At 72.6% G+C, this 25685-nt stretch carries 27 protein-coding genes; 11 read left to right on the forward strand and 16 right to left on the reverse strand.

Going from position 1 to position 25685, the window contains the following annotated elements; all coding sequences use genetic code 11:
• The first annotated feature begins 4 nt into the window (after positions 1 to 4).
• On the forward strand, positions 5 to 514 hold the full coding sequence (locus ACIBD9_RS05225) for a hypothetical protein (RefSeq protein WP_396714714.1): 510 nt from the start codon (positions 5 to 7) through the stop codon (positions 512 to 514).
• 110 nt (positions 515 to 624) lie between these two features.
• Here the strand turns inward: ACIBD9_RS05225 and ACIBD9_RS05230 are convergent, their stop codons facing one another.
• From ACIBD9_RS05230 to ACIBD9_RS05270, 9 genes are all read right to left on the reverse strand, one after another.
• Positions 625 to 1365, reverse strand: a complete 741-nt coding sequence (locus tag ACIBD9_RS05230) for an ABC transporter ATP-binding protein (RefSeq protein ID WP_396714716.1) — start codon at positions 1363 to 1365, stop codon at positions 625 to 627.
• Positions 1362 to 2357, reverse strand: coding sequence for an ABC transporter ATP-binding protein (locus ACIBD9_RS05235; RefSeq protein ID WP_387177052.1), 996 nt, complete (start codon positions 2355 to 2357; stop codon positions 1362 to 1364). The genes ACIBD9_RS05230 and ACIBD9_RS05235 overlap by 4 nt, the downstream gene beginning before the upstream one ends.
• Position 2358: 1 nt before the next feature.
• Positions 2359 to 5070, reverse strand: coding sequence for an FtsX-like permease family protein (locus ACIBD9_RS05240; protein ID WP_396714718.1), 2712 nt, complete (start codon positions 5068 to 5070; stop codon positions 2359 to 2361).
• Positions 5067 to 8252: an FtsX-like permease family protein gene (locus tag ACIBD9_RS05245; protein WP_396714720.1), complete on the reverse strand. Its 3186-nt coding sequence runs from the start codon at positions 8250 to 8252 to the stop codon at positions 5067 to 5069. The genes ACIBD9_RS05240 and ACIBD9_RS05245 overlap by 4 nt, the downstream gene beginning before the upstream one ends.
• Before the next feature lie 130 nt (positions 8253 to 8382).
• Positions 8383 to 8547 (reverse strand): hypothetical protein, encoded by a 165-nt coding sequence (locus ACIBD9_RS05250; protein ID WP_238662172.1) that lies wholly within the window; start codon positions 8545 to 8547, stop codon positions 8383 to 8385.
• Positions 8544 to 8759, reverse strand: coding sequence for a helix-turn-helix transcriptional regulator (locus ACIBD9_RS05255; RefSeq protein WP_030336216.1), 216 nt, complete (start codon positions 8757 to 8759; stop codon positions 8544 to 8546). Before ACIBD9_RS05255 ends, ACIBD9_RS05250 begins: the two co-directional genes overlap by 4 nt.
• Positions 8759 to 9193, reverse strand: coding sequence for a DUF2975 domain-containing protein (locus tag ACIBD9_RS05260; RefSeq protein WP_396714723.1), 435 nt, complete (start codon positions 9191 to 9193; stop codon positions 8759 to 8761). Before ACIBD9_RS05260 ends, ACIBD9_RS05255 begins: the two co-directional genes overlap by 1 nt.
• 106 nt (positions 9194 to 9299) lie before the next feature.
• Positions 9300 to 9914, reverse strand: coding sequence for a YdeI family protein (locus tag ACIBD9_RS05265; RefSeq protein WP_396714725.1), 615 nt, complete (start codon positions 9912 to 9914; stop codon positions 9300 to 9302).
• Positions 9915 to 9923: 9 nt separating this feature from the next.
• A complete protein-coding gene (locus tag ACIBD9_RS05270) occupies positions 9924 to 11159 on the reverse strand; it encodes a hypothetical protein (protein ID WP_396714727.1) in 1236 nt (411 codons plus the stop codon).
• Between ACIBD9_RS05270 and ACIBD9_RS05275 the strand changes: the two genes are divergently transcribed.
• The 3 genes from ACIBD9_RS05275 to ACIBD9_RS05285 all read left to right on the forward strand — a co-directional run bounded on the left by ACIBD9_RS05275 (position 11143) and on the right by ACIBD9_RS05285 (position 14169).
• Entirely contained in the window at positions 11143 to 12549 is a 1407-nt protein-coding gene (locus tag ACIBD9_RS05275; protein ID WP_396714729.1) for a PQQ-binding-like beta-propeller repeat protein, read from the forward strand. The two genes, ACIBD9_RS05270 and ACIBD9_RS05275, sit on opposite strands and share 17 nt — an antisense overlap.
• A 319-nt stretch (positions 12550 to 12868) precedes the next feature.
• Complete coding sequence (locus ACIBD9_RS05280; RefSeq protein WP_396714731.1) at positions 12869 to 13717, forward strand: MBL fold metallo-hydrolase; 849 nt, start codon at positions 12869 to 12871, stop codon at positions 13715 to 13717.
• Positions 13714 to 14169, forward strand: a complete 456-nt coding sequence (locus ACIBD9_RS05285; RefSeq protein ID WP_396714733.1) for a MarR family winged helix-turn-helix transcriptional regulator — start codon at positions 13714 to 13716, stop codon at positions 14167 to 14169. Before ACIBD9_RS05280 ends, ACIBD9_RS05285 begins: the two co-directional genes overlap by 4 nt.
• Before the next feature lie 56 nt (positions 14170 to 14225).
• Here the strand turns inward: ACIBD9_RS05285 and ligD are convergent, their stop codons facing one another.
• Positions 14226 to 15263 (reverse strand): non-homologous end-joining DNA ligase, encoded by a 1038-nt coding sequence (ligD, locus tag ACIBD9_RS05290; RefSeq protein ID WP_396714735.1) that lies wholly within the window; start codon positions 15261 to 15263, stop codon positions 14226 to 14228.
• Between the two features lie 47 nt (positions 15264 to 15310).
• Here ligD and msrB point away from each other — a divergent pair, with 47 nt between their 5' ends.
• Entirely contained in the window at positions 15311 to 15715 is a 405-nt protein-coding gene (gene msrB, locus ACIBD9_RS05295) for a peptide-methionine (R)-S-oxide reductase MsrB (protein WP_396714737.1), read from the forward strand.
• 61 nt (positions 15716 to 15776) lie between these two features.
• Here msrB and ACIBD9_RS05300 read toward each other — a convergent pair whose 3' ends face one another.
• The 3 genes from ACIBD9_RS05300 to ACIBD9_RS05310 form a co-directional block, all read right to left on the reverse strand.
• Positions 15777 to 16400, reverse strand: a complete 624-nt coding sequence (locus tag ACIBD9_RS05300; RefSeq protein WP_396714739.1) for a DUF305 domain-containing protein — start codon at positions 16398 to 16400, stop codon at positions 15777 to 15779.
• Positions 16401 to 16463: 63 nt separating this feature from the next.
• A complete protein-coding gene (locus ACIBD9_RS05305; protein WP_396714741.1) occupies positions 16464 to 17198 on the reverse strand; it encodes a lytic polysaccharide monooxygenase in 735 nt (244 codons plus the stop codon).
• Positions 17199 to 17333: 135 nt separating this feature from the next.
• Positions 17334 to 17609, reverse strand: a complete 276-nt coding sequence (locus ACIBD9_RS05310; RefSeq protein ID WP_387177039.1) for an isoamylase early set domain-containing protein — start codon at positions 17607 to 17609, stop codon at positions 17334 to 17336.
• Positions 17610 to 17764: 155 nt separating this feature from the next.
• Here ACIBD9_RS05310 and ACIBD9_RS05315 point away from each other — a divergent pair, with 155 nt between their 5' ends.
• The 5 genes from ACIBD9_RS05315 to ACIBD9_RS05335 all read left to right on the forward strand — a co-directional run bounded on the left by ACIBD9_RS05315 (position 17765) and on the right by ACIBD9_RS05335 (position 21559).
• Positions 17765 to 18025: a Prokaryotic metallothionein gene (locus ACIBD9_RS05315; protein WP_124815255.1), complete on the forward strand. Its 261-nt coding sequence runs from the start codon at positions 17765 to 17767 to the stop codon at positions 18023 to 18025.
• 211 nt (positions 18026 to 18236) lie between these two features.
• On the forward strand, positions 18237 to 19178 hold the full coding sequence (locus ACIBD9_RS05320; protein WP_396714743.1) for a DMT family transporter: 942 nt from the start codon (positions 18237 to 18239) through the stop codon (positions 19176 to 19178).
• Between the two features lie 24 nt (positions 19179 to 19202).
• Complete coding sequence (locus ACIBD9_RS05325; RefSeq protein WP_396714745.1) at positions 19203 to 19658, forward strand: GNAT family N-acetyltransferase; 456 nt, start codon at positions 19203 to 19205, stop codon at positions 19656 to 19658.
• A gap of 117 nt (positions 19659 to 19775) precedes the next feature.
• Positions 19776 to 20888 (forward strand): lytic polysaccharide monooxygenase, encoded by a 1113-nt coding sequence (locus ACIBD9_RS05330; RefSeq protein WP_396714747.1) that lies wholly within the window; start codon positions 19776 to 19778, stop codon positions 20886 to 20888.
• 191 nt (positions 20889 to 21079) lie between these two features.
• A complete protein-coding gene (locus tag ACIBD9_RS05335; RefSeq protein ID WP_396714749.1) occupies positions 21080 to 21559 on the forward strand; it encodes a GNAT family N-acetyltransferase in 480 nt (159 codons plus the stop codon).
• Positions 21560 to 21708: 149 nt separating this feature from the next.
• On the opposite strand, the gene hemQ is transcribed toward ACIBD9_RS05335, so the two are convergent.
• From hemQ to hemE, 3 genes are read right to left on the reverse strand one after another with little or no spacing between them, the layout of a single operon-like run.
• Positions 21709 to 22410, reverse strand: a complete 702-nt coding sequence (hemQ, locus tag ACIBD9_RS05340; RefSeq protein WP_396714751.1) for a hydrogen peroxide-dependent heme synthase — start codon at positions 22408 to 22410, stop codon at positions 21709 to 21711.
• Entirely contained in the window at positions 22407 to 23819 is a 1413-nt protein-coding gene (hemG, locus tag ACIBD9_RS05345; protein ID WP_396714753.1) for a protoporphyrinogen oxidase, read from the reverse strand. The genes hemQ and hemG overlap by 4 nt, the downstream gene beginning before the upstream one ends.
• A gap of 3 nt (positions 23820 to 23822) precedes the next feature.
• Complete coding sequence (hemE, locus tag ACIBD9_RS05350; RefSeq protein WP_396714755.1) at positions 23823 to 24920, reverse strand: uroporphyrinogen decarboxylase; 1098 nt, start codon at positions 24918 to 24920, stop codon at positions 23823 to 23825.
• Positions 24921 to 25069: 149 nt separating this feature from the next.
• Between hemE and ACIBD9_RS05355 the strand changes: the two genes are divergently transcribed.
• Positions 25070 to 25642: a DUF3000 domain-containing protein gene (locus ACIBD9_RS05355; RefSeq protein WP_396714757.1), complete on the forward strand. Its 573-nt coding sequence runs from the start codon at positions 25070 to 25072 to the stop codon at positions 25640 to 25642.
• Positions 25643 to 25685: the final 43 nt, after the last annotated feature.

Below are 25685 nucleotides of genomic sequence, written 5' to 3' on the forward strand. Positions count from 1 at the left end.
TGCCATGAGCAGGCCGACGATGCCCGGCGCACCGTCGCGCCCGCCATGGCGGCAGACCGGCTCGGCGCTCTTGGCGGTCGGCGTCCTCCTGGTCGTCGTCGCGTTCTGGCTGCCCGCCTGGCGCAGTGTCTACCTGGATCGGACGGACACCACAGCGGGTTCGCGGGTGCTCGGCTGGGCGCTACCGTTCGCGGTGATCGCCGCCGTGTTCGCGGTGCTGTCGCTCGCCAACGCCGGCCCGGCCCGCTGGGTCTGGCGGCAGGCCAGCCGGGGAATGCTCGTCTCCAACGTGCTCGCCTGCGGCAGCCTCACCGGGGCGTACTGGTATTTCGAGGCCGAGGACCCCTACGTCGAACACGAGCTGATCTCGACCGAGCCGGGCGCCGGTCTTCTCCTCACCCTGCTGGGCTGCCTGTTGATCCCGCTCGCCGGGTCCCTTCCTGACGGCCAGAGACGCACCGACCGGCCCGAGCACGACCAGCCCGAGCACGACCAGCCCGACCAGACGCAGTAGGGAACGCCCTCGTCCTACCGCCGATGGGGCCCGCGCGCTGTCGCAACGACCGCAAAGCACCGCACCGCGAAAGGCGCGAAGCACCCGTCGGGGCAGCCGTCCGGCAGCGGTCAGCTGTCGACCAGGCGGCCGTCGCGCAGGACGAGCACCCGGTCGGCGAGGTCGATCAGGGCCGGGTCGTGCGTTGCCACCAGGGCCGTCATGCCGCGGGCGTGCACCACCGCGCGCAGCAGGTCCATGATGGACCGCCCGGTCTCCGAGTCGAGCTGGCCGGTGGGCTCGTCGGCGATGAGCAGGTCCGGTTCGTTGGCCAACGCACGGGCCACCGCGACCCGCTGCTGCTGGCCGCCGGAGAGTTCGTACGGGCGCTGCGCGGCGTGCCCGCCCAGACCGACCAGTTCGAGCAGCACCGCGACGCGCTCTTCCCGTTCCGCGGCCGGCACCTGCGCCAGCCGCAGCGGCACACCCACGTTCTCGGCGGCGGAGAGGATCGGCACCAGCCCGAAGGTCTGGAACACGAACCCGACCGTGCCGCGGCGCAGCCGCAGCAGCTCCGCCTCCCCGGCCGAGGTGACCTCGTGCCCGGCCACCACCACCTGACCGCTGTCCGGCCGGTCCAGCCCGCCGATCAGGTTCAGCAGCGTGGTCTTGCCGGCTCCGGACCGACCCCGGATGGCGACCAGCTCGCCCCGGTTGGCCGTGAACGACACGTCCCGCACCGCGTGCACGGCGTGTTCACCCCGGCCGAAGGTCCGGCTGACCCCACTGACCCGAACCACCTCGTCGGGGTGCGCCGCGGGCGCACCGCCGAACCCGGCCGCGCCGGTCACCACCACGTTCTGCCGGCTCATGCCCGTGCCCCCCGCTCGTCCGAGGCCCGGTTGCCGGGCCGTACCTGCACATGGTCCGGCTCCAGGTCGAGCCGGACCCGCTCCTTCAGCGAGAGCGCGTCGACGAACGCCGCCGGCAGCTGCATCCGACCGTTGCGGTCCAGCACCGCGTACTCCTCGCTGACCAGCTCGGTGTTGCCGTCCGCGTCGGTCCGAGCGGTTCGGCGTACCTCGGAGGCGGTCCGGCCGTCGCGGATCGCGACGGTCCGGCGGACCTGCGTGGCCACGGCGTGGTCGTGGGTGACGACCACGATGGTCACGCCCAGTTCGGCGTTGATGGTGCGCAGCGCCGCGAAGACCTCCGCGCCGGTCGCCTCGTCCAGCTCACCGGTCGGCTCGTCGGCGAACAGCACCTCCGGGTCGTTGGCCACCGCCACCGCCACCGCGACCCGCTGCTGCTCGCCGCCGCTGAGCTGCCCCGGCCGCCGGTCGGCGCAGTAACCCACGCCGACCAGGTCGAGCAGTTCCCGGGCCCGTTCCCGGCGGGCCGTGCGGCTGCGTTTGCCGGCCAACTGCATCGGCAGCTCGACGTTCTCCAGCGCGCTGAGGTACGGCAGCAGGTTGCGGCCGGTCTGCTGCCAGACGAACCCGACCAGCTGCCGCCGGTAGCTCAGTCGTCGCTTCGCGGAGAGCGAGAGCAGGTCGTAGTCGGCCACCCGGGCGATACCGGCGGTCGGCGTGTCCAGGCCGGAGAGGATGTTGAGCAGGGTCGACTTGCCCGAACCGGAGGCACCGACGATCGCCACCAGCTCACCCCGGTCGATGACCAGGTCGAGCCCCTGCAGGGCGACCACCTCCACCCCCTCGGTCTTGAAGATGCGCACCAGGCCGTCGCAGACGATGTGCCCGCGCAGGCGGTCCTGCCCGCCGGCCCGCTCGGCGGCGCGTTGCGCGGCCCGCTGTTGCAGGGCGGCCAGGTCGGGCGCCAGTGGAGTCTGGGCGGTAGCGGTCATCTCAGCTCTCCTCTCCGAGCCGAAGCACCTCTCCGAGGCGCAACCGGCGGTTGTTCAGGGCCTCGACGGCGACCGCGAAGCCGAGGGCGACCGCCCCGAGCGCGAGCACCGCGGCGACCAGGCTGGGCTCGAAAGCCACCCGGACCGGCACACCACTGGTGAACGCGGACAGGCCGAGCACCGGGTTGAGCAGCAGGGGCAGCACCGCACCGACCAGCGCGCCGGTCAGCACCGACACCGCGACCAGCGGGGTCAACTCGACCAGCAGCAGCCCTCGCCACTGCCGGCGGGACAGGCCGAGGGTGCGTAGCCGGGACAGCACCTGGCCTCGGGCGCGCGCGCCGGCGAGCACGGTGAACGCGATGGCCAACAGCCCGAGCAGGGTGCCGCCGACGGCTCCGGCAACGAACCCAAAGGCCAGCACCCCGTTCGCCCCGCCCTCGCCGAGATCCCGGCGGACGTCCGCCCGGGTGTCGACGGTGACCCCGATCGGCCGTTCCCGACCGGTCACGGCACCCTGCTGCTGGTAACGCAGCTGCCCCTGGTCGCCGGCGATGCGCAGCGCCTCGGCGTCCAGCGGGTCCCCGGCGACCAGCAGGCTGGTCGGCACGGGTGTGGTGGTACGGGTCGGCAGGGCCTGCCAGGGCAGGATCACGAACCGGTTGGCGTTCGCCGCCAGCAGCGGGAAAGCCTCCTCGGTGCCGGCCACCCGGAACTCGTACCGCTGGCCCTGCACCGCGACGAAGGCGGAGTCGTCCAGCCCGGCCTTGGCCAGGTCTGCGGCGACCGCCGGCGAGACGATCGCCGGCAGCGGACCCGGGCCGGGCCGGGCGGTGCGCAGGGCGGCCGGAACCGGCAGGTCCACCTGGGACTCGCGGGCCACCGTGGCCAACTCCGAGCCGTCGACCAGCAGCACGTCCGTCTGTTCGATGAAGGCGTCGGTGCCGACCTCGTCGGACGCCAACCGCTCGTCGTCCTCGTACAGCACGGGAGTGGCGGCCCGGACCCCCGGCAGGCGGCCCACCTCGTCGACGGTGTCGGGTGCGAAGCGCTCCCCGCGGATCACCGCGTCGGCGGGGACGATCTGCGCGGCGGCCCGTTCCCGGCTCGCGTCGACGCCCGCGGCCACCACCGCGCAGAACGCCGCGGTGCCGATCGCCAGCACCACCACGACCAGCGGGGCGGCGACCGCCGCACGGCCGGCGCGGGCCGTGCCGAGGAAGGCCACGCTGCCCCGGGTCCGCGCGGCGAGCCGGCTGACCAGCAACAACGGCCAGGGGTACGCCCGCAGCGCCAGCACCGCCGCCGCGACCGCGAGGAGCACCGGCACCGACACGAGCAGCGGGTCCACCTCGCCGAGAGTCAGACCACGCCGGCGCAGCAGCACCGCGGCGAGCCCGGCCAGGAGCAGCAGGGACACCTCGACGGTGAGCCGACGGGCCGACGGGCGCACCCGAATCAGGTCCCGGCGCGCCGCCCCGCCGGTCGGTACGGCCAGCGTCGCCACCGGCAGCGCCAGCGTGACCAGCACGGTCGCCACGATGACGTACGGCGTGGTCGGATCCGGGGCACCGGGGAACAGGGTGCCCAGCCACCAGCCCAGCACGGCGGCGAGCGGCACCACCAGCACCGACTCGGCGAGGCTACGCCGGGCGCCGGCGGTGGCCCCGCCCCCACGGGCACGCAGCAGCGCGAACTCCGAGCGACGCCGTCGGGTGGCGAGGCTGGCCGCGAGCACGATGAGCCCCGCCAGGGTGGCCAGTACGCCGGCCGCGATCACCGCGAGCAGGGTCCGGACGGCATCGATCTGGGCGGCGAACGCGCGCAGCGGAACGTCGACGCCCTGGGTCAGGGTGAGCCCCTTCGGCTGTTTGCGCTGCATCACCTGCAGGCCGTCGATCAGCCGGTCCAGCTCGCGTGCGTCGATCCGGTCGACGCCCAGTCGGTACCGCCAGGTGGACTGGATCGGCCAGCCTGCCGCGGTCCGCTTGTTGAGGGCCGACTGCGCGACGACGCCGACGATGACGAACGGATCACCGTCACCCTGCGGTTCGATGATCCGCAGCAGCTGTGGCAGCCCGTCCCAGATGCCGTTGGCGCGGTCGACGGGGCGGAACAGCCCGACCACCACCAGCGGGTCACCGTCGTCGACGAGTCTGCCCTTGTCGTCGGTACTGCCGATGCGCAGTTGGCTGCCGGCGCGCAGGTTGAGCTTGCGGGCCACCTCGACGTCGAGCGCCACCTCGATCGGTCGGTCGGGAACGTACGTCTCGCTCGGCCACGCCCCCTCGACGAGGGTGCTCGCGCCCTGTACGTCGGGCATGGCCCGCAGGCCCAGGTTGACCAGCAGGTTGCGGGCCGCCAGGTCCGGTCCGACCACGCGGGCCCCCGCGGTCTCGACGCTGTACCACCGCTCGGTCACGGCCGACCGCACCGGCGGCGGCATCTCCGCGGCCAGGGCGTCGAACCGTTCGGCGGCGTCGTCCATCGCCGTCCGCCGCGACGTCGCCGCCGCCAGACTGGTGGTGTACGAGAGGTCCCGGCGGGCGGCGGGCTCGCTGTTGAGTTGCGCTCGCAGCCCCTGTTCGGCGAGCCGGTTGACCAGCCGGGGCACCCCACTGATCAGCAGCGTGACCACCAGGGTCAGCACCGCCAGCAGCAGGAACTGCCCCCCGTACGCCCGGACCCGCCGGACGGCCGCGCCGACGCTCATCGTTCTCCCCCGATTCGCAGCTGCACCGCCGCCACCCGCTGACGGATGCCGGTGGCGATGAAAGCGCTGAAGGCGAGCGCCGCCAGCAGCAGACCGGCCGCGGTCAGGCCGATTGGCACCCAGGGCAGCACGAACGCCGGCGGGGGTGTCGGCCGGCCGGCGGCCGGGGTGAGGATGACAAGTGGGGCCATCGTCGCGCCGACCACGGTGCCGAGCAACAGCCCGACGCCCACGCCGATGCCGGCGAGGAACGTCTGTTCGGCCAGCAGCGCCCGGGCCATCAGCCGGGGCGTGGCGCCCAGGGTGTGCAGGACCGCGAACTCGCCGAGCCGTCGCCGGGCGGTGGCCCAGACGTCCACCATCAGGCCGACGAGGGCGAGCAGCACCGCGCCGAGCGCGGCGGCGAGCATTCCGGTACGCGAGCCGCGCCAGTACGGGTCGTCGGCGGCCGCCTCGATCGCCGCCTCCCGGTTGAGCACGGTGACACCCGGAAGTGCGCTGGCGGCCTGTGCGGCGGCGTTCGTGTCGCTGGCGCCGACCCACCATTCCGGCACCTGTCGCACCGCGCCGCTGCGGCGGATCATCGCGTCGACCGCGGCCGGAAGGTCCAGCAGGACGCCCTCTCCGGTGGTGGCCGGCACGGCGGCCAGCTCACCGACCAGATACACCGGCAGCGTCGCCCCGGAGAGGGTCAGGTCGACGGTGTCGCCGACGCGCAGGCTCAGCGCGTTGATGACCCCGGGGGTCATCAACACCGGTATGGGCTTGCTGTCTCCGCCCGGCACGACAGCGAACCGGGTGGACGGCTGGTACGCGAACTGGCCGCCGGGAATCACCTCGACCGCGCGGACCGCGGCGAACCCCGTCGCGGTGGTCAGCACCGGTGTGGACTGCTGCCCGGGGGCCGTCATGGCCCAGTCGCCGCCCAAGTCAGCTGGTTGGTTCGTGCCGTCGGCCTTGACCACCGTCAGCCCGTCCACCTGGAGCCGGTAGGAGTTGCCAGCGGCCAAGCCACCGTCGGCCTCGAAGCCGGCCAGCCGCAGCCGTGCCCCACCCAGGTCGGGCAGTCGCACGGTGAACGGGGTGGCCCGCCCGTCGGCGTCGGCGTCGGCCGCCGGCAGCCGCAGGGCGAGCCCGTCGGGAGTGGTGACCAGCAGCGTCACCGCGACCTTCAGCGAGCGGGCGGCGTTGCTCACCGGGGTACGGATCGTGCCGGTGATCTCGCGCGCCCCGGCGGGCAGTTCGACGCCGGCGGGCTCCCCCCGCGCGCCGACCATCCTTTGGTACTGCTCCCACGCCGGTCCGTCGCTGAGGCGGTCGGCGAGCCGGACGACGCCCGAGGCGCCGGCCGGGTCGACGCCGATCACCGTCGCCGGCAGGTTCTCCCGCCCGACCCGGATCTCGTCCCGCCACGCCGGCAGCACACGGTTCACGCTCGGCAGCGCGGCGAGTTCACCGGCCCGGGTCGGTGGGGCGCCCCCGGACCGTTCGGTCACCCGCAGGTCGGCGCCGACCGTGTGGCCGGCCTGCTCGACCTGGGACCGCTCGCCGGTGCTGATCAGCGACCAGGCCAGGGTGCTGCCGCCGACGGCGAGGGCGAGCAGCAGGACCGGGCCGGCGTGCGGACGCCGGCCGGCCTGCCACATGCCGAACATGGTGGCGGTCCAGGGACGTCGGTCGACGAACCGCTCCGCGAACCGGGTGAGCGGCGGGAGGACCCGCAGCGCCAGCACGGCACCGGCCAGCACGCCGAGCGTGGGGGCGGCGACCAGCAGCGGGTCGAGCCCGAGCTGGCCGCCCGAGCCGGCCAGCGGGGAGGCGTACCGGCGTAGCTGCACCCAGGCGAGCACGGCGAGCGCCACGAGCACCAGGTCGACGCTGGCGCGTTGGACGCTCGCCGACCGGTTCGGTCGGGATCGGGCCGCCATGTCGGCGACGTACGTCCCGGCGCCACGCAGCGTCGGAAGGACCATGGCGACGAGGCAGCCGGCCGCGGTGGCCGCTGCCGCCGCCCAGACCAGGGTGGTGTTGCCGCCGGCGGCGGTGAGGTCACCGGACCCGCCGGGTCGGACGTACCGCAGCGCCTCACCGGCGATCAGCGGACCGAGCACGGCGGCCGGGGCGACCACCAGGGTCGCCTCACGGGCGGCCAGGCCGGCCAACTGCCGACGGGCGGCGCCACGGGCGCGCAGCAGCGCGGTCTGTGGGCGGCGGTCCTCGTGCAGCAGCGCGGCGACCAACACCAGCGCGTACCCGGCGAGCACCAGGATGAGCAGCAGCGGGGTGGCCAGCGACGAGCGACCCACCAGGTCGGCGCGGGCGATCCGGTCCAGCAACTGCGGCATCTTGGTCACCGTCTGCCCGGAGCTGCCCAGTTGGGCGGCCTCGGGCACGGCCGAGACCGCCTCGGTGAGGGCTTTCCGAACGGCGGGCAGGTCGGCGGTGTCCACGCCACCGAGGTCCGGTTGGGCCAGCCAGGACGCCGACACCGAGCCCGGGAAGGTGGCCGCGAAGTCGGCCGGGTCGAGCGTGAACGGCCCGTACGAGGTGCCGGACCCGATGCTGCCGGCCCCCACGCCGGGAGCCAGCAGCCAGTACGCGTCCGCCGGGTCACGGGGCCGCCAGGTGCCGGCGAGCACCAACTCACCGCGTCGTTCGGTGGCCCGGTCACGCACCGGCACGCGTTCGCCGACGGTCAGGCCCAGGGCGCCGGCGACCCGCTCGGGCAGGCTCACCTGGACAGGGTTCGCTCCGGGGCGGGGCCAGGCTCCGCTGGTCAGCTCCGCGTGGCTGGCGAGGTCGGCGAGCGTGGCCAGGTTCGCGAAGACCGGTTCGTCGGCCGTACGCGGAATCTGCCCGAGGTCGCCGGTCAGCTCGCGGCCGGTGCCGTAGCGGGCGGCGGTGACACTGACCGGGACGCCGCCGAGCCCGGTGGCGAACTCCGCTCGGACCGCCCTGTCCCGGGTTGCGAACTCGGCGGCGTCCCGCCCACCGGAGCCGCTGACCAGCAGGCCGCGTTCCTCGGCGGGCGAGGCGGCGACCAGGGCCCGCTGCCCGGCGTCCACCGCTCGACGGTTGTAGTCGGACAGCCCGGTGACCAACGCGACGGCGACGAGGGCAGCGATCACCGCCGCGACCAGCAACCCTCGCGCCTCGCGGGCCCGCCTCCACACCAGCTTCATCCGACGCCTCCCCTGGCCCTGGCGGGCCGACGACCATCAAGACAGGCCACCCACCGGGAAAGGTTCGCGCCCGTTACATGATCGTTACTACGGGAAGGGTCAGCTCAGGCCGGCCAGCGCGCCGGGGCGGTTAACTCCCGCCCCGAAGGGTGCGGATGCCGAATGCCACCGCGCCGAGCACGAGCACGACGCCCAGGAGCTGGAGGCCCGGCGAGTCGTCGGCCTCCCCGAGCACGATGCCGGCGACGCCGAGCGCGACCACGAGAACGGCGGCGACGGTCAGGATGTACTTCACGGGGTTTCCTCCTCGACCCACTCCAGCAGGTCTCCGGGCTGACAGTCGAGCACGCGGCACATCGCTTCGAGGGTGCTGAACCGGACCGCCTTGGCGCGGCCGTTCTTCAGCACCGCCACGTTGGCCGGGGTGAGCCCAACGCGCTCGGCGAACTCACCGACGCTCATCTTGCGCTTGGCCAACTCCACGTCGATGCGGACGACGATGGGCATCAGATCACCGCTTCCATGTCGGTCCGCAGCGTGGTGGCCTGCCGCAGCAGCGCCCGCATCACCACCATGAGGAGGCCCAGCACGCTGACGCCCACCGTCAGCAGGAACAGCAACAGCGGCAGCCCCGGGTCGTCCGCGTTGAACCCCACGTAGAGGAAGACACCCACGAGCACGACCCACGCGGCGGCGATGGCCCACACGATCGCGTCCACCCACTTCAGGGAAGCCTCGGTGAAGATGCGGTCGCTCTTCACCAGGCTGAGCAACTTCCAGGTCGCGACGATGACGACCTGGACGCACAGCACCCAGAACACCGCCACGACGGTGGCCGGCCACCGGAGGTACGCGTCCTGCGGCGATTCCTGGGCCATGTGGGCGAACTGCCCGGGTAGGGAGAAGGTCTGGAACAGGACCAGGACCCCGAACAGCACCACGAGAAAGACTCTGAGAGCGGCTACCGCTCGATGCTCCGCAACCATGCATCGAGTTTCGCTCGTTACCTATCGAAAGTCAATCGGTTGCCGGTACGTCGACTCCCGCTCACGGCAACGTCGGGCCGGGCGTCGGCCTCGCCTTCTGGGGGTAGATCGTCTCGTGACGGGCCAGCATGGCGACGAATTCGCCGATCTTGCGCTCGCGGGTCTCGGCCCGCTTCACGGCGTTGAGGCGGTGGATGAGCGCGAACCGGTTGGTCTTGGTGAGAACGTCGAACATGGCCTGGGCGGCGGGCTCGGCGGCGATGGCGGCGAGCAGGTCGGCCGGTACCTCCGCCTCCGACGGCGGGGCGTAGGCGGCCACCCACCGCCCGTCCGCCTTCGCGGCATCGACCGCGGCGCGTCCCGCCGGCAACATCCGCCCCTGCTCCTCCAGCCGGGCCACGTTGGCGACGTTGCGTTGCGACCACGAACTGCGGGGCCGACGCGGGGTGAACCGGATCCAGGACGACTCCTCGTCCCGCTTACGGGCCTGCCCGTCGATCCAGCCGACGCACAGGGCCTCGTCGACCGCCTGCTGCCAGGTCAGCGTCGTGACCGTGCCACCCTTCCTGGTCAGGGCGAGCCAGACGCCGGGCGACGTGGCGTGGTTGGCCGCCAACCAGGCGCGCAGGGTCTCGGCGTCCGCGACGATCAACTCATCCAGCTCGGTACTCGCCATGACGGCAGGCTAACCGCTGGGTGCGACGCCCGAGTTCCGGCTCGGGTCGTTGATCCGGCGCCGAAAGGCGAGGTACGCGCTCAGGTTCACGAGCAGCATCACCACGCCGATCATCGAGGCCAGGAGCCCCACGTCGAGGCTCGGTAGTGCCACGAAGGTCAGCGCGGCGAGCACGATGGCGAAGATGTTGAGGAAGGTGAAGGCCAGGACCAGTTCGTTGAGCAGGCGGGAACGGCGGTCCTGGAGGCGGCCGACCAGTTGCTGGTGCAACGTTCGGACGAAGTCGAGCCGCTCGTCCAGCGTGGTGAGGACGAGCCGGAACTTCCACTGCTGCTCCAGCGCGTTCCAGACCGTGCCGCCGGCCGCGTCGAGGTGCGCCTCCACGGACGAGTATCCGAGCCGGAACAGGCGGATGCGGTGATAACCGGTGAGGATCCGTTTGGCCTGCTCTTCGAGTGCGCTCATCGAGACGTCCGCGCGCCCGGGGTCGATCTGGGACAGCTCCGCCGACAGCACCGCGTCGTATCGCAGGGCCGCGGCCCAGCAGACGTGGTGGACCCCGGTCAACCGCGACAACAGCTGGGCCGGACGGGACCCGAAGTCACTGACCACCGCCGTGGTGTGCGAGCCGACCCGCAACACGCCGTCCCGGGCGCCGTCGGGCGTGCAGTCCACGCCGTCCGGGGTCAACTCCTCGGCGATGGCGCGCCGCCGGGCCGGATCGCAGTCCGGGTCCACGCGGACGGCGAAGGTGGTGTTGGCCCAGAGCACGAACACCTCGTCCGCACCGGACGGCGCCGGCAGGGTGGCGCGGAGGAACCGGGTCACCGCGGGCAGCATCCGCTGAACCGGCGGGGCAACCTCGGCGACCACGTCATCGCCGCTGACGATGCCGTCCGGGAGCTGGTAGGTGATGCACAGCAGACCGCAGTCGACATTCCAGAGGCTGACCCGGGCGGAGACGACCTGCCACGCGCCAGCATCCGTGGTGGGCAACAGCGCTGCCTCGACCTCCTCCCCGGCCGTCCGCAGGATCTCCGGGCCACCGCTGATCTCCATGGTCGGCCGTGGCATGCTGCCCAGCAGCTCGTCGAGCAGCCGTTGACCGTAGGGCTGTAGGGCAAGGTCGGCGAGGCCGTCGGTGACCGTCCATCGTGGCGGCAAGGCCCGCCGGGAGCCGGTCTCGGCCGAGAGCTGACACGGGAAATAGGCGACAACCCGTATCGATGTGACGTCCTTCACCATCGGCGACCCTCCCCGACCAACCTTTGCAGGGTATCGAGAACGTCAACGGCCGATATCGAGCCAGCGGCCGGCTCCGACAGCCGTCAAAGGGGCCACCGTGGACGTCGTCGCAGCCATAGGATCACCGGCACGGCAGCCCCGGAGCAGCAGGGGCGCATTCGCGGTGACGCAATCAGGCAGTGACATGGGCGCGGCGTTCTCCGACGCCGCGCCAACGGGGGAGGTACGAGTGAGGCACGCAGTGAAGGTGCTGACCGCTGCCGCGGTGCTCGCGGCGACGGTGGCTGTCCCAGCGACGCCGGCAGCGGCGGGCGGCACGGGCTGGTGGTCCATGTCCGGCTATCTGGTGAGCAACAGCGCGTTCAATCCCAACGAAACGAGCGTGACGGTTCCGACCGTCGCGAACCTCAAGCTCAAGCACACCGGCAGCCCGGCGCGGACCGGTCAGCGCGCACCGGTCGTCGCCGACGGACTGGTCTACACAGGGGACAGCCTCGGTGTCACGGCCACCGACGAGGTGACCGGCGAACAGAAGTGGCGCTTCGAGCTGGACCCCGAGCAGTTCGCGCTGCCTACGGAGCTCGTCCACACGGCCGGTCAGCTCGTCTTCGCGGCGATCGTCAGGGGCGGGCCCGGCGGTGATTCCTCACGGATCTTCGTGCTCGACGCCCCGACCGGCGCGCTGGTTCGGGACATCGACGACGACGGCGTGGCCTGGCAGATCCTCGTCGATCGGGGCGTCATCGTGGCCTCCGGCGAAGGCCGCTATTCCTACGACACACGCGCCTACCGCCTGGCCGACGGGCAACTGCTGTGGCGGCAGGACCTGGGTATGGAGCAGCCGGTCTCGGCGAACGGTCGCATCCTCCTTTCCGGCAATGTAGGGAACGCCGGTCCCCTGACCAGCGTCACCGTCCCCATCGACACCGGCGACGCCATCAACGCCGTGGCGGATCGCGCCTACCGGCCGCTCGCGACGGACGAGGCTGGGACCAAGTTCTACGTCGGGTGGGGGCACAGCCTGCAGGTTCTCGACGCGACGACCGGCGCCCTGACCTGGCTCGCGTCGAACCTGAGCCCGAAGTTCGTGGTGGTCACCCCGAGCCGGCTCTACGTCACCTCCTCCGGGGGCACCGTGTTCGCGTTGAACCGCAGCACCGGCGCCATCATCTGGAGTAAGAGCATTCCGGGAAGCGAGCAGCAGCGGGCGATCATCGCCGGTGGCGTCCTGTACGTCACGGCCAAGGGCAACCGGGTGTACGCCTTGAACCCGGTCGACGGCGCCCCGCTGAACGCACCGGCGTTCACCGGCACGACCGACCAGCTCGTGGTCACCTACGGCCGGGTGTACGCCACCGACGGCACGAAGCTGACGGTCTACGGCCTCTAGCGAGCGGCGTTTCCACGGCGGTTGACCGGATGCCCCGGTCAACCGCCGTCGCCGTACGCGCGGTAGGGCCGCAGCGGTAGCGGAAGCTGTCGCCTCGCACCCACGGTCGGCCTGCGGCACGGACCGGGGACTGATTGCCGGAGGCGGTGGCGCAACCACACCGTCGTCGAGGAGGCACCCTGCGCTACTGCGGTGCCGCGACCGTCCAACTCCCGCACGACCGCCAACTGCACCGCCGCCAGCCGCTGCTGTACGACAGTCGGAGGCGCTGAGGAAAAATCGTCTGGCACCAGATGATCTGAGGTCGTACGATCGCGCCGTGAGATACCTTCCTGCCCCCGAGCCGTGGACGGACGCCCTTCCCGAAGCGACGCCGCCGCCCGAGGTGGCGATCTACCAACTGCCCACGGGCAGCTACGAGACCCGGGCGGCTTTTGCCGTCCGGGGCGGCTTGTTCCGCGACAAGCGGCAGTTCGCCGCCACGGCCATCCTCGTGCGGCACCCGAACGGCGACTTCCTCATCGATGCCGGCTTCGGAGCCAACGTCGCCGCGCATGTCGCCATGCAGCCGCGGTTCGCCCGCGCCCCCTTCCAGACCACCCGGACGGTGCGCGAGCAGCTCGACGACAGTGGTTACGACCGCACCAGGCTCGGCGGAGTGTTCCTGACGCACTCGCACTGGGACCACGCGAGCGGCCTGGACTCCCTCGAGCTCCCGGTCTGGATGAACAGGGGCGAGCTCGAGTACGCCGCCAGCGCCGGTGACGGCAAGGTCTTCCGGGCCGTCTCGCCCGGCCACGAGATCCGCGAATACTCCTTCGACGGTCCCGCGTACCTCGGCTTCTCCGCGAGCTTCGACGTCCACGGCGACGGGTCACTGGTGCTGGCGCTGGCCGGTGGCCACACGACGGGATCCGTTGTCGCGTTCGTGACCCTCCCAGCGGGGCAGCGCTACGCGTTCATCGGTGACCTGACCTGGCAACTCGACGGCGTCCAGCGGAGAGTGGAACGCCCCTGGCTGCTACGGACCCTCGCCGACAGCGACGCCGAACAGGTGCGACAGGGCCTCCTGCGATCGGCCGCGTTGACCGAGCTGATGCAGGTCGTCCCCGCCCACGACCAGCGCGCCTACGAGGGAATCCCGCTCCTTGAGGGTGCATCGCGATGACCACTGGACCGGCGCCGTCACTCGACTCCGAGATCACCTGGCTGTTGCACCGCGCCGCGCAACGGATGCACGTGGTGACCGGCGAACAGGCCGAGAGGCACGGCCTCCAGCTGCGGGACTACATCGTGTTGAGCGCCCTCGACAAGACACCCGGGCTGACCCAGGTCGAGCTGGCCAGAGCGCTCGGGCTCGACAAGACCACGCTCATGACCCAACTCGATCGACTCGAACAGAAGAACCTCGTGGTACGCCACTCCGACCCCCGCGACCGCCGGTTGCGCATTCCGGCGATCACGGCCGTCGGCGAGGAGGTACGGGCGCAGGTCGCCCGCGCCAGCGAGGAGGCGGAGCGGAACGCGATGGCCGGCTTCAGCCAGGCCGAGGTCGACGTGTTCCGCCGGATGCTGTTCGCGATCATCGGCACGGCGGTGGACCCAGGGTCATGCCTGTGATGCTCGGCCACCGCACACAGCTCGGCCACCGCACACAGCTCGGCCACCGCACTACCTCAGGCGCTCTCCTCCTCGGGAGGGCGCTTGGCGCGGCTGGGCTGCACCCGCTTGGGTTCGCCGGGCATCTTCGGGTGGTCCGGGGGGTACGGCAGGTCGCCCTGACCGGCGGCGGCGTCGCGCTCGGCCCACTCCAGCAGCGGGGTGATGTCCCACGGCGCGTCGTCGATGCCGGCGTGCGGATCACCGCGCTCGGCGAGCCGCGCCGGCACGGTGCGCAGGTCGAAGTCGTCCGGGTCGACGTCGGGTAGCTCATCCCAGGTGACCGGGGTCGAGACGGTGGCCCGCGCGTTGGCCCGCAGCGAGTACGCGCAGGCGATCGTGCGGTCGCGCGCCATCTGGTTGAAGTCGACGAAGACTCGGGTGCCGCGCTCCTCCTTCCACCAGGCGGTGGTGACCAGGTCGGGGTTGCGGCGCTCCACCTCCCGGGCCAGCGCGATGGTGGCCCGGCGCACCTCGGTGAACGTCCAGCGGGGTTGGATGCGCAGGTAGACGTGCACGCCCCGGCCGCCGGAGGTCTTCGGCCAGCCGGTCGCCCCCAGCTCGTCGAGGACCGCGCGGACCTCGCCGGCGGCCCGCGCCGCGTCGGCGAAGTCGGTGCCGGGCTGCGGGTCGAGGTCGATGCGCAGCTCGTCGGGGCTGTCGGCGTCGGCGGCCCGCACCGGCCACGGGTGGAAGACGATGGTGCCCATCTGCGCCGCCCAGGCCACGTGCGCCAGGTCGGCCGGGCAGAGCTCCGCCGCGTTGCGACCGCTCGGGAAGGTGATCTGCGCGGTCGTCACCCAGGGAGGCACCCCCCGGGTGGGCACCCGCTTCTGGAAGAACGCCTCGCCCTCGACGCCCTCGGGGAAGCGTTGCAGGGTGGTCGGCCGGTCCCGCAGGGCGCGCATGATCCCGTCGCCGACGGCCAGGTAGTAGTGGAAGACGTCCGCCTTGGTGAACCCCCGCTGCGGGAAGATCACTCGATCCGGACTGCTCAGTCGGACGGTGTGCCCGGCCACCTCTACCTCGGCGGCCGCAGCCTTGGTGCCACCCATCCCGCGACCTTATGCCACGACCCCGACGTTCGACGTACCGTTGACGGGTGAGTCTTGACGACAACAACCTGCCCAAGACCGAGGACGAGTGGCGTGTCCGCCTGAGCCCGGAGGAGTTCCACGTCCTGCGGGAGGCCGGCACCGAACGCCCGTGGACCGGCGAGTACGTGGACACCAAGACCCAGGGGGTCTACCACTGTCGCGCCTGCGGTCTCGAACTCTTCTCCAGCGACACGAAGTTCGACTCGCACTGCGGGTGGCCGAGCTTCGACGACGCCATCCCGGGCCGGGTCAAGGAGATCGAGGACCGCAGCCTCGGCATGGCCCGTACGGAGATCCGCTGCGCCCGCTGCGACAGTCACCTCGGGCACGTCTTCCACGGCGAGGGCTTCACCCCGAAGGACACCCGGCACTGCGTCAACTCGGTCTCCATCAAGCTGGAACCCCGCTGACCCGGGCACTCGGGGCGTAACCCGCGCTCAGGGCGTGACCGCACCTACGGCGTCACCGCGCTCAGGGCGTACCCCTGAGCAGCTCGACCTCGGCGGCCCGGGACTGCTCGATGCGCCGGGCCAGGTCGCGGACCCGCTCGTTGCGGCCGACCCCGACGTGGGATCGGGCCAGGTCGGCGGCCGATCGCTGGTGGTCGGCGAGCACCTCGCGCAACACCCGGTCGACGTCCGCGTCCGGCGCGGTCCGCAGCCGGTCGAGCGCGGCGTCGTCGCCGTGCCCGTTGTGGTGGTGTGCGGCCGCGCTGGCACCCGGCCCGGCGGTGGGCAACCACCCGCGCATCGCGGCCAGCTCGTCGGCCTCGGTCGCCTCGATGGCGGCGGCCAGGGTGCGCAGCGCGTCGTCGCGCACCCGGTCCCGGGCCAGCCGGACGATCTGCAGGGTGCGTTCGCTGTGCCCGACCATGGTGCTCAGGAACACCACGTCGATCCCGCTCATCGCGTCCGCCTCGATCGAGGACCCGACGCCCGCCGAACCGGCCCCCGCGGACCCGGCCGCCGCCGAGCCGGCCGGGGACGCGGGGGTTGGCTGCGGCAGGGCCGACGGGCTCGCCGTGGGCGGTCCGGCGCAGGCTCCGGTGAGCAGCAGTGCGGCAACGAGGGACGCCAGCGGGGTACGGCGGGGCATGCCGGTTGCTCCGTTCGTGCGAGGGCGGCGACACGGGTGCGACCAGGGGCCGCACCCGTGCGGTCAGACCTGGAGCCAGAGCGCCGGTACGTTCGGCGGCTCCCAGCCCGGGATGGCGGTGTGCGCCTGCCGGCAGCGGTACGTCGCTCCGCCGTAGGTGACCTGGTCGCCGACCTGGTACGCCCGGCCCGTCGTCCACGTGCCGCCCGGCGCGGGCGGAGTGGTCGGCGTGCTGGTCGGGGTGGGCCGCGGGGTGGGTGAGGTGGTGGGGGTGGGGTTCGACCCTCCGCCGCCGATCTGCACGTCGATGCAGGAGTAGAAGGCGTTCGCCGTGTCGGAGATGTTCCACACCGCGAGGATCTTCTGCCGGCCGGAGAAGCCGCCCAGATTGACGTTGTGCGACACCGTGGCGCCCGGCTGCTGGCCGTTGCCGTTGACCACGCCGACCCGGGTGTTGCCGATCCAGTACTCCCAGTTGCTGGTGGCGTGCCGGGCGGTGTTCACCCAGGTGAAGGTCAGCGAGCTGCCCACCGAGGTGGCCGGCCAGCCCCGACTGTCGTCATTGAGGACGGCGAACTGGGCGATTCCGGCGTTGCAACTGCGCAGGCCCTTGGGCCCCTCGACGCTCTGCGGCTCGTACTTGATCTGCCCGCAGTCGGGCACCCGGCCCTGCGCGCAGAGCGCCTGCCGGCTCGGTGGGGCGGAGACGTAGCCATGCGCCTGCGCGGGGGCTGCGACGGTGAGGGTGGCGGCGACGGCACCCGCCGCCACCAGCGGGACGGTGATTCTTCGACGCATCGGGACAGCTCCTTCTCCAGGTCCGGTGGGTGCCCCCCAAGGTAATTTAAACATTGTTAACAGTAAAGACTCCCATCGATAAATCCATCGATGGCGGCAGTTTTCTTCTCAGAGCCGGAGCAGGCGGCTTTCTTCTCAGAGCCGGAGCAGGCTGCCCCGGTCGTCGACCTGGTCGGCCGACTCGTCGTCCAACCAGACGCCGCCGGCGCCGAGGTAACGGAACCGGTGCTCCCCCGGCGGCAGCTTCACGGTCACCGTCCTGGTGCCGTCGCGGCGGGCCACCAACTCGTGCCGACCCGGCTGCCAGCCATTGAAGGAGCCGACGACGCTCACCGGGCCGGGCGGGACGTCCCGGGGCAGGCAGAAGGTGACCCGGGTCTGGTTGCCGAAGAGTCTGTTGCGCTTGATCACGGTGATCCTCCGGGGGTTGCGGCGGTACACCCGGCATAACGGGCAACACGCCGACGCCGACACGCCGCTGGCGTGGCCAGGCGCCGGCGTTCCGCCCCACGCCGCGGCTCCCTGCGGGATTCTGTAGGCACTTGTCCACTTAACGGAGGTTTTCGGTGGCAACCTGCGAGGTCTGCGGCAACGACTACTGGATGGCGTTCGAGGTGCACACCGTCAGCGGCGACGTGCACACCTTCGACTCGTTCGAGTGCGCGATCCACCGGATGGCACCGATCTGCGAACACTGCCAGGTCAAGATCGTCGGGCACGGCGTCGAGGTCAACGGTCGCTTCTTCTGCTGCGCACACTGTGCCCGCGCCGTCGAGGGCGCGGTGGGCGCCGAGATCCGCGACGCAGTCGGCGCCCGCCCGGCCTGACCGCACCAGCCCGGCCGCGGGCCAGCCGGACCGCCAAGCTGGGGTACGGTCGTCGCCATGCGGCCATTCCTGGGCGTCCTGCCCCCGCCGCGCTCCTGAGCGGAGCGCCGCGCCTCTCGCCGACCGGGTGACCTGACCCCGCTCGGCCATCCTGTCGTACGCGCTCCGTCGACGTCGTCCCCGTCAACGGCTCACCCTTCGGAGCGCCCCCGTGTCCACGACCCGCACCGCACTGCCGGCCGCCTCGGCCGCCCGCCACGCCGCCCGTAGCGGCCTCATCCAGATCACCGTCACCGGCGTGCTGTGGGGCACCACCGGAGTGGCGGTGCAACTCCTGCGCGAGGGCACCGGGCTCAGCCCGGTGAGCATCGGCTTCCACCGCCTCGCCATCGCCGCGCTCGTGCTGCTGGCGTGCACCGCCGGTCGGCTCCGCACGATGCTGGCCACCCTGCGCGCCGCGCCCGTACCGCTGCTGCTCACCGGCGTCGGCCTCGGCCTCTACCAGGCGCTCTACTTCGCCGCCGTGGCCTGGGCCGGCGTCAGCGTGGCCACCATCGTCAGCCTGGGCCTCGCCCCGGTGCTCGCCGCGGCCTGGGAGTCGGTGCAGGTCCGCCGGCTCCCCGGCCGACTGCGACTCGGCACGCTGGTCGCGGCGGTGGCCGGCCTCGTCCTGATCACCAGCGCCACCGAGAGCCCCGGCGCGGCGGCGCCCGCCCCGCTCCTCGGCCTGCTCGCGGCGGCCGGCTCCGGCCTCGGGTACGCGGTGACCACCCTGATCAGCCGCCAGGTGTCGCAGCACACCGCGCCGATGACGCTGACCACCATCTCCACCGTGGTCGGCGCGCTGACCCTGGCGCCGTTCGCCCTGGTCGCCGGGGTCGGCCTCCCGCTACGCCCGGACACCGTGGCGTTGCTGCTGCACCTCGGCGTGGTCACCACTGCGGTCGCGTACGCGCTGTTCTACGCCGGGCTGCGCACCACCCCGGGCAGCGTCGCGGCCGTGCTGACCCTGCTCGAACCGCTCACCGCCGCGGCGCTGGCGGTGGCGCTGCTGCACGAACCGCTCCCCCTGCCGGTGATCGTCGGCGGCGTCCTGCTGCTCACCGCCGTGGCCGCCACCTATCTCGCAGCCGACCGGGCGGAACCCCGGTGAACCCGCCGGACCTACCATCGGTGGATGCCCCAGCAGATCACCGAACTCCGGACGGCGTCCTTCGCCGACCTGAACGCCCGCACCTTCCACGACCTGCTCAAGCTGCGCATCGACGTGTTCGTGGTGGAGCAGAACTGCCCGTACCCGGAGCTCGACGGTCGCGACGTCGAGCCGGGCACCCGGCACCTCTGGCTCACCGACGGCGGCGCGCCGCTGGCGTACCTGCGGATTCTGGCCGACCCTGACGGCGTCGCCCGGATCGGTCGGGTGGTGGTGGCCCCGGCCGCGCGCGGCGGCGGACACGCCGGCCGGCTGATGACGACGGCGCTGGAGGTGGTGGGCAATCGGGCCTGCGTGCTGGACGCCCAGTCGCACCTGGTCGCGTTCTACACCCGGCACGGCTTCGCGGTCAGCGGCCCCGAGTACGTCGAGGACGGCATCCCGCACACGCCGATGCGGCGCGAACCCATTGACGTCTGACGATCAGACTGGCATGGTGCCGGGTAGAGCCATCGCGGGAGCCAGCGATTAGGCCCGGGAGTGGGCAACTCCCGGCGATCCGGGTGTCGACGTCCGACCTCATCCCCCGGGGGCTCCATGTCCACTCTCACCCGATCACGACGCGTGCTCTGGTTGTTCGCCATCGTGGCGGCCACCACGCTCCTGTTGACGACCGCGCTGACCACCATCCTGGCCAGGCCCGCCTCGGCGCATGGTTCGGTCGTTGACCCGGCGTCGCGCAACTACAGCTGCTGGCAACGGTGGGGCGGCGACTTCCAGAACCCCCGGATGGCCACCGAGGACCCGATGTGCTGGCAGGCCTGGCAGGCCGACCCGGCCGCCATGTGGAACTGGAACGGCCTGTTCCGCGAGGGCGTGGGCGGCAACCACCAGGCCGCCGTCCCCGACGGCCAACTGTGCAGTGGTGGGCGCACGCAGAGCCCCCGCTACAACGCGCTGGACACCGTCGGGGCCTGGAAGACCACAGCGGTGTCGAACAACTTCCGGCTCCGGTTCTTCGACCAGGCCAGTCACGGCGCCGACTACATCCGGGTGTACGTGACCAAGCAGGGCTTCAACTCCGCCACCCAACCGCTCGGCTGGGGCAACCTGGAGTTGGCGGGCCAGATCGGCAACACCCCGGCCTCGCAGTGGGACCCGGACACCGGTGGCGTCTCGATCCAGATCCCGGTCAGCGCGCCCGGACGCACCGGGCGGCACATCGTCTACACCGTCTGGCAGGCCAGCCACCTGGACCAGTCGTACTACCTGTGCAGCGACGTCGACTTCGGCGGCGGGTCGACCACCCCGCCCACCACTCCCCCGCCGACGACCCCGCCGCCGACGACCCCGCCGCCCACCACTCCCCCACCCAGCACGCCGCCGCCGACGACCCCGCCGCCGGCCGGTGCCTGCACGGCGACGTACCAGGTCACCGGTCAGTGGTCCGGTGGCTTCCAGGCCGAGGTGAAGGTGACCGCCGGTGGCTCACCCACCCGTGGCTGGTCGGTGAGCTGGAACTACAACGGCGGCCAGCAGGTCACCTCCTCGTGGAACGCGACGGTCAGCACCAACGGCACGCTGGTCACCGCCCGTAACGCCAACCACAACGGCACCCTCGCCGCCGGAGCGAGCACCACGTTCGGTTTCCTCGGCTCGTGGAACGGCAGCAACCCGGTTCCGCTGGTCTCCTGTACGACGACCAGTTGATCCCCGTCCGGGGGCGCCCCCCCGGGGGGGGGGGGGGGCCGGCCGGGGGGGTGGGGGGGGGGGGGGGGGCGGGGGCCCCCCCCCCCCCCCCCCGCGCCCCCCCCGCCCGCCCCCCCCGGGGGGGGGGGGCCCCCCCCCGGCCGGTGGGAAATGCGGTGGTGCCCGGCGGTCCGTCCGGGCACCATCCCCTCATGATCGAGATCAGGGTGCTCACCCCCGATGACTGGCCCACCTGGCGCGAACTGCGGCTGGCCGCCCTCACCGAGGCGCCGGGAGCGTTCGGCTCCCGGCTCGCCGACTGGCAGGGCGACGGCGACCGCGAACAACGCTGGCGCGACCGGCTGAGCATCCCCGGCTCACACAACCTGGTGGCCGTCCTTGACGGGCGTCCGGTCGGGATGTCGAGTGGCACACCCACGGCGGACCCGTTGACGATGGACCTGATCTCGATGTGGGTGCACCCCGACGCCCGCGGCAAGGGTGTCGCGGACCGTTTGGTGGACGAGGTCGCGCAGTGGGCCCGCGAGCGCGGCGCCAGCCAACTCAGGCTAAACGTCAGGGTCGACAATGCGCGGGCGAAGGCGCTCTACCACCGCGCCGGCTTCACTCTGAGCGACGAGCCTGACAGCCTGACGCCCGATGGCGAACAGGTCATGCTCCGCCCCCTCTGACCCGCGCCCGCCCCTCCTCCCGCACTCCTCCCCGCACCCTTGCCGCGATCTTGCACTTTCAGTCGCCCGATCGCGGCTTATGCACTTTTCGCCCGGGACAGAAACTGCAAGATCGGCGGGGCGAGGGGCGGGGCGGGGGCGGGGTGGGGTTACACCAGGCAGTTGACGATCTCGGCTACCGAGCGGCGGCGGCCGGTGTAGAACGGGACCTCTTCGCGGACGTGCCGGCGGGCGCTGGAGGCGCGTAGGTCCCGCATCAGGTCGACGATCCGGTGCAGTTCGTCGGCCTCGAAGGCGAGCATCCACTCGTAGTCGCCGAGCGCGAACGAGGCGACCGTGTTGGCCCGTACGTCCGGGTAGCCGCGGGCCATCTTCCCGTGCTCGGCCAGCATCTCGCGCCGCTCGACGTCGGGCAGCAGGTACCACTCGTAGGAGCGGACGAACGGGTACACGCAGATGTAGGGGCGGGCCTCCTCGCCGGCCAGGAACGCCGGGATGTGGCTCTTGTTGAACTCCGCCGGCCGGTGCAGCGCCATCTGCGACCAGACCGGGGTCAGCGCCCGGCCCAGCGTGGTGCGGCGGAACCGCAGGTACGCGTCCTGGAGCGCGTCGGGCGACGCGGAGTGCCACCAGATCATCACGTCCGCGTCGGCGCGCAGCCCGGAGACGTCGTACACGCCCCGGACCACGACGTCCTTGCCGGCCAGCTCGTCGAAGAGCGACTCGACCTCGCTGGTGACGTTGTCCCGCAGCGACGGCAGCGGTGAGCTGGCCCGGAACACCGACCACATGGTGTAGCGGATGCTGTCGTTCAGCTCCCGCAACCGGGCCGCGTTTGTCTGCTCGGTCATGTCGCCGATCCTCCCAGTGCTGTGATGATCTCTTCGGCCGCCGTCTCGCCGGAGCGGACGCAGACCGGGATGCCGACTCCGTCGTAGCCGGCGCCGGCGAGGACGAGGGTGGGGTGTGCGGCCCGCAACGCCGTCCGTGCGGCGGCGAGCCGGTCGGCGTGCCCCGGCGCGTACTGCGGCAGCGCACCGCCCCACCGCTGCACGTGCCCGTCGACCGGGGTGGGCAGCGGGGTGCCGAGCACCGCGGACAGCTCGCGGTGCACGGTGGCGGCCAGGTCCGCGTCGGGGCGCTGCAGGTGCGCCTCCTCGCCGTACCGGCCCACCGAGGCGCGCACCAGGGCCAACCCGTCCGGCCGGCGCAGGTGCCCCCACTTGGTGGTGAAGAAGGTCGCCGCCTTGATCAGCAGACCCTCGGTGCTCGGCACCAGGAAGCCGGACAGCTCGGGCAGTCGCGGTTGCGGCAACGCCATGGTGACCAGGGCGACGCTCGCGTAGTCCAGCGCGCCGACGCCCGCCGCCACCGATGGCGCGGGGCCGGCGAGCAGCCGCGCCGCCGGGCGCGCCGGCACCGCAAGCACCACGGCGTCCACGTCGACCAACTCGGGGTCGCGGGTCGGGCCGACGGTGAGCCGCCAACCGGTGCCGGTCGGTGTCAACTCACGGACTGCGGCGTCCCGCCGTACCGTCGCGCCGCTGGCCGTCACCGCCGCCTCGACCAGGGTGCTCAGCCCACCGGCCAGGGTGCCGAAGACCGGGGCGCCGGGCGCACGCGGCGCGGCGGCCTGCGCGGCCCGGACCGCGCCGACCAGGGTGTGCTCCACCCGGGCCGCGCGGGCCAGCGCCGGCATCGTCGTGACCAGGGAGAGATCGTCGGCGCGGCCCGCGTACACGCCGCCCAGCATCGGGTCGACCAGCCGCTCGACCACCTCGTCGCCGAAGCGGGACCGGACCAGCGCACCCACCGAGACGTCCGCGTCCGGCCCGACCAGCGGCCGACCGCCGTCGGTGTCGGCGTCCGCGGCCGGGCGGGCCACCGAGGTCACCCGGTCCAGATCCCCGGGTACGCCCACCAGGGTGCCGCCCGGGATGGGGCGCAGCCCCCCGTCGATGACCAGCGCGGCCTGCCCCACCGTGGGGTGCACGATCTTCTCGGCCAGCCCGAGCCGGCGGGCCAACGCCACCGCCGCGCTCTCGGCGCCGGTCGGGTCGCGCATCAGGAACGACTCCGCGCCGAACTCCACCGGCTGACCAGCCAGCTCCCCGGTGCGCAACTTTCCGCCCAGCGCGCCGGACTGCTCGTACACCGTGATCTCGGTGCCGGCCGGAGCGCGGTCGCGCAGGCGGACCGCGGCGGCCAGCCCGGCGATCCCGCCGCCGACCACCGCCACCCGCCAGGGCTGCCGCGTCACCGGTCAGCCCTGGTCGGCCCGGCGGCTGGACAGCTCGTGCACCAGCGCGACCACCCGGGTCAGGACCTCCGGGTCGGTCTCCGGCAGCACCCCGTGGCCGAGGTTGAACACGTGCCCGGGGGCCGCCCGGCCCTGCTCCAGGATGCGGCGCACCTCGGCCTCGACGACCGGCCACGGCGCGAGCAGCACGCACGGGTCCAGGTTGCCCTGCACCGCCTTGTCCGCGCCGATCCGGCCGGTGGCCACGTCCAGCGGCGTACGCCAGTCGACGCCGACCACGTCCGCCCCGGCCTCGCCCATCGCGCCGAGCAGCTCACCTGTGCCCACCCCGAAGTGGATCCGGGGCACCCCGGCGTCAACCAGCCCGCTCAGCACGGTGGTCGAGTGCGGCAACACGAAACGGCGGTAGTCGGCCTCGGAGAGCGCGCCGGCCCACGAGTCGAACAGCTGCACGGCGGAGACGCCGGCGTCGATCTGGACCCGCAGGAAGGCCAGCGTCACCTCGGCCAGCCGGGCGCAGAGCGCGTGCCAAAGCTCCGGGTCGCCGTACATCAGGGCCTTGGTCTTCGCGTGGGTGCGCGACGGCCCGCCCTCGACCAGGTAGCTCGCGAGGGTGAACGGCGCACCGGCGAAACCGATCAGCGGGGTGTCACCCAGCTCGACCACCAGCTGCCGGACGGCCTCGTCCACGTACGGGACGTCGTCGCGGGTGATCCGGCGGATCCGTTCCACGTCGGCGGCGGTGCGGATCGGCTCGGCGACGACCGGGCCGGTGCCCGGCACGATGTCCAGGTCGATCCCGGCCGCGGCGACGGGCACCACGATGTCGCTGAACAGGATGGCGGCGTCCACGCCGTGCCGGCGCACCGGCTGGAGGGTGATCTCGGTGACCAGCTCCGGGCGGCGGCAGGACTCCAGCATCGGCACGCTCGCCCGGATCTCCCGGTACTCCGGAAGGGAGCGGCCGGCCTGGCGCATGAACCAGACCGGGGTGTGCGGAACGGGCCGACGTCGGCAGGCCCGGATGAAGGGCGAGTCGGCCGGTCCGCCGGGGCGGGAATCTCCGTCTCGGGCGACAGTGCCCGTGGTGTCCGTGGTCATCGCCGCAATCGTGCCACGCCCGCCGCCCCCAACCGGGTGGGGGTGAGAGGAAGGGCACCGTTCCTTACGTCGGAGTCGAAGCAGGGGCCCCTCGGTGAGCGTCGGCGCGCCGTCGAAGCGGGGGGCGGGCGTCGGCATAGGCTGCCGACATGGCCCCCCCGATCGCGCTCCCGGAGACGTTCGCCCGCGCGGTCGCCGGGCTGCGGTCGGCCGCCCCCCGGCCGGAGATCAGCCTGGAGGAGGTCGGCGCCCCCCAGCGGCTGGCCCCGTACGCGTTCGCGCTCGCCGCGACCGTGCTGCGCGACGACGACGAGGTGGCGACCGGCCGGCTGATCCTGCTGCACAACCCGGTCGGGCACGAGGCGTGGCAGGGCACCCTGCGGCTGGTCACCTACGTGACCGCCGAGTTGGAGGTCGACCTGGCCGCCGACCCGCTGCTGCCCGGGGTCGGCTGGACGTGGCTGACCGATGCGTTGGACGCCCAGGACGCCGGCTACCGGGCGATCGGCGGGACGGTGACGCAGACCATGTCGACCCGGTTCGGCGATCTTGCCGGGCCACCGACCATCGGTGACATCGAGATCCGCGCGTCCTGGACGCCGGTCGACGACGACCTGACCCCACACCTGCTCGGCTGGTGCGCGCTGCTCGCCTCCACCGCCGGTCTCCCCCCACCCGGCGTGACCGCCCTCTCCGACCGCCGTCCCGCCGGCGCAGCCTGACGTTCGGCCCTCGGGAGGACACTTTGCGGACACCTGATCGACA

It is taken from the genome of Micromonospora sp. NPDC050784 (assembly GCF_044456765.1).
GTDB classification, from domain to species: Bacteria; Actinomycetota; Actinomycetes; order Mycobacteriales; family Micromonosporaceae; genus Micromonospora; species Micromonospora foliorum.

Coding starts and splice junctions, on each gene's coding strand:
- ACIBD9_RS05225 (WP_396714714.1), top strand. CDS start 5: ATGAGCAGGCCGACGATGCCCGGCGCACCGTCGCGCCCGCCATGGCGG.
- ACIBD9_RS05230 (WP_396714716.1), bottom strand. CDS start 1,365: ATGAGCCGGCAGAACGTGGTGGTGACCGGCGCGGCCGGGTTCGGCGGT.
- ACIBD9_RS05235 (WP_387177052.1), bottom strand. CDS start 2,357: ATGACCGCTACCGCCCAGACTCCACTGGCGCCCGACCTGGCCGCCCTG.
- ACIBD9_RS05240 (WP_396714718.1), bottom strand. CDS start 5,070: ATGAGCGTCGGCGCGGCCGTCCGGCGGGTCCGGGCGTACGGGGGGCAG.
- ACIBD9_RS05245 (WP_396714720.1), bottom strand. CDS start 8,252: ATGAAGCTGGTGTGGAGGCGGGCCCGCGAGGCGCGAGGGTTGCTGGTC.
- ACIBD9_RS05255 (WP_030336216.1), bottom strand. CDS start 8,759: ATGCCCATCGTCGTCCGCATCGACGTGGAGTTGGCCAAGCGCAAGATG.
- ACIBD9_RS05265 (WP_396714725.1), bottom strand. CDS start 9,914: ATGGCGAGTACCGAGCTGGATGAGTTGATCGTCGCGGACGCCGAGACC.
- ACIBD9_RS05270 (WP_396714727.1), bottom strand. CDS start 11,159: ATGGTGAAGGACGTCACATCGATACGGGTTGTCGCCTATTTCCCGTGT.
- ACIBD9_RS05285 (WP_396714733.1), top strand. CDS start 13,714: ATGACCACTGGACCGGCGCCGTCACTCGACTCCGAGATCACCTGGCTG.
- ligD (WP_396714735.1), bottom strand. CDS start 15,263: ATGGGTGGCACCAAGGCTGCGGCCGCCGAGGTAGAGGTGGCCGGGCAC.
- ACIBD9_RS05300 (WP_396714739.1), bottom strand. CDS start 16,400: ATGCCCCGCCGTACCCCGCTGGCGTCCCTCGTTGCCGCACTGCTGCTC.
- ACIBD9_RS05305 (WP_396714741.1), bottom strand. CDS start 17,198: ATGCGTCGAAGAATCACCGTCCCGCTGGTGGCGGCGGGTGCCGTCGCC.
- ACIBD9_RS05325 (WP_396714745.1), top strand. CDS start 19,203: ATGCCCCAGCAGATCACCGAACTCCGGACGGCGTCCTTCGCCGACCTG.
- ACIBD9_RS05330 (WP_396714747.1), top strand. CDS start 19,776: ATGTCCACTCTCACCCGATCACGACGCGTGCTCTGGTTGTTCGCCATC.
- ACIBD9_RS05335 (WP_396714749.1), top strand. CDS start 21,080: ATGATCGAGATCAGGGTGCTCACCCCCGATGACTGGCCCACCTGGCGC.
- hemQ (WP_396714751.1), bottom strand. CDS start 22,410: ATGACCGAGCAGACAAACGCGGCCCGGTTGCGGGAGCTGAACGACAGC.
- hemE (WP_396714755.1), bottom strand. CDS start 24,920: ATGACCACGGACACCACGGGCACTGTCGCCCGAGACGGAGATTCCCGC.
- ACIBD9_RS05355 (WP_396714757.1), top strand. CDS start 25,070: ATGGCCCCCCCGATCGCGCTCCCGGAGACGTTCGCCCGCGCGGTCGCC.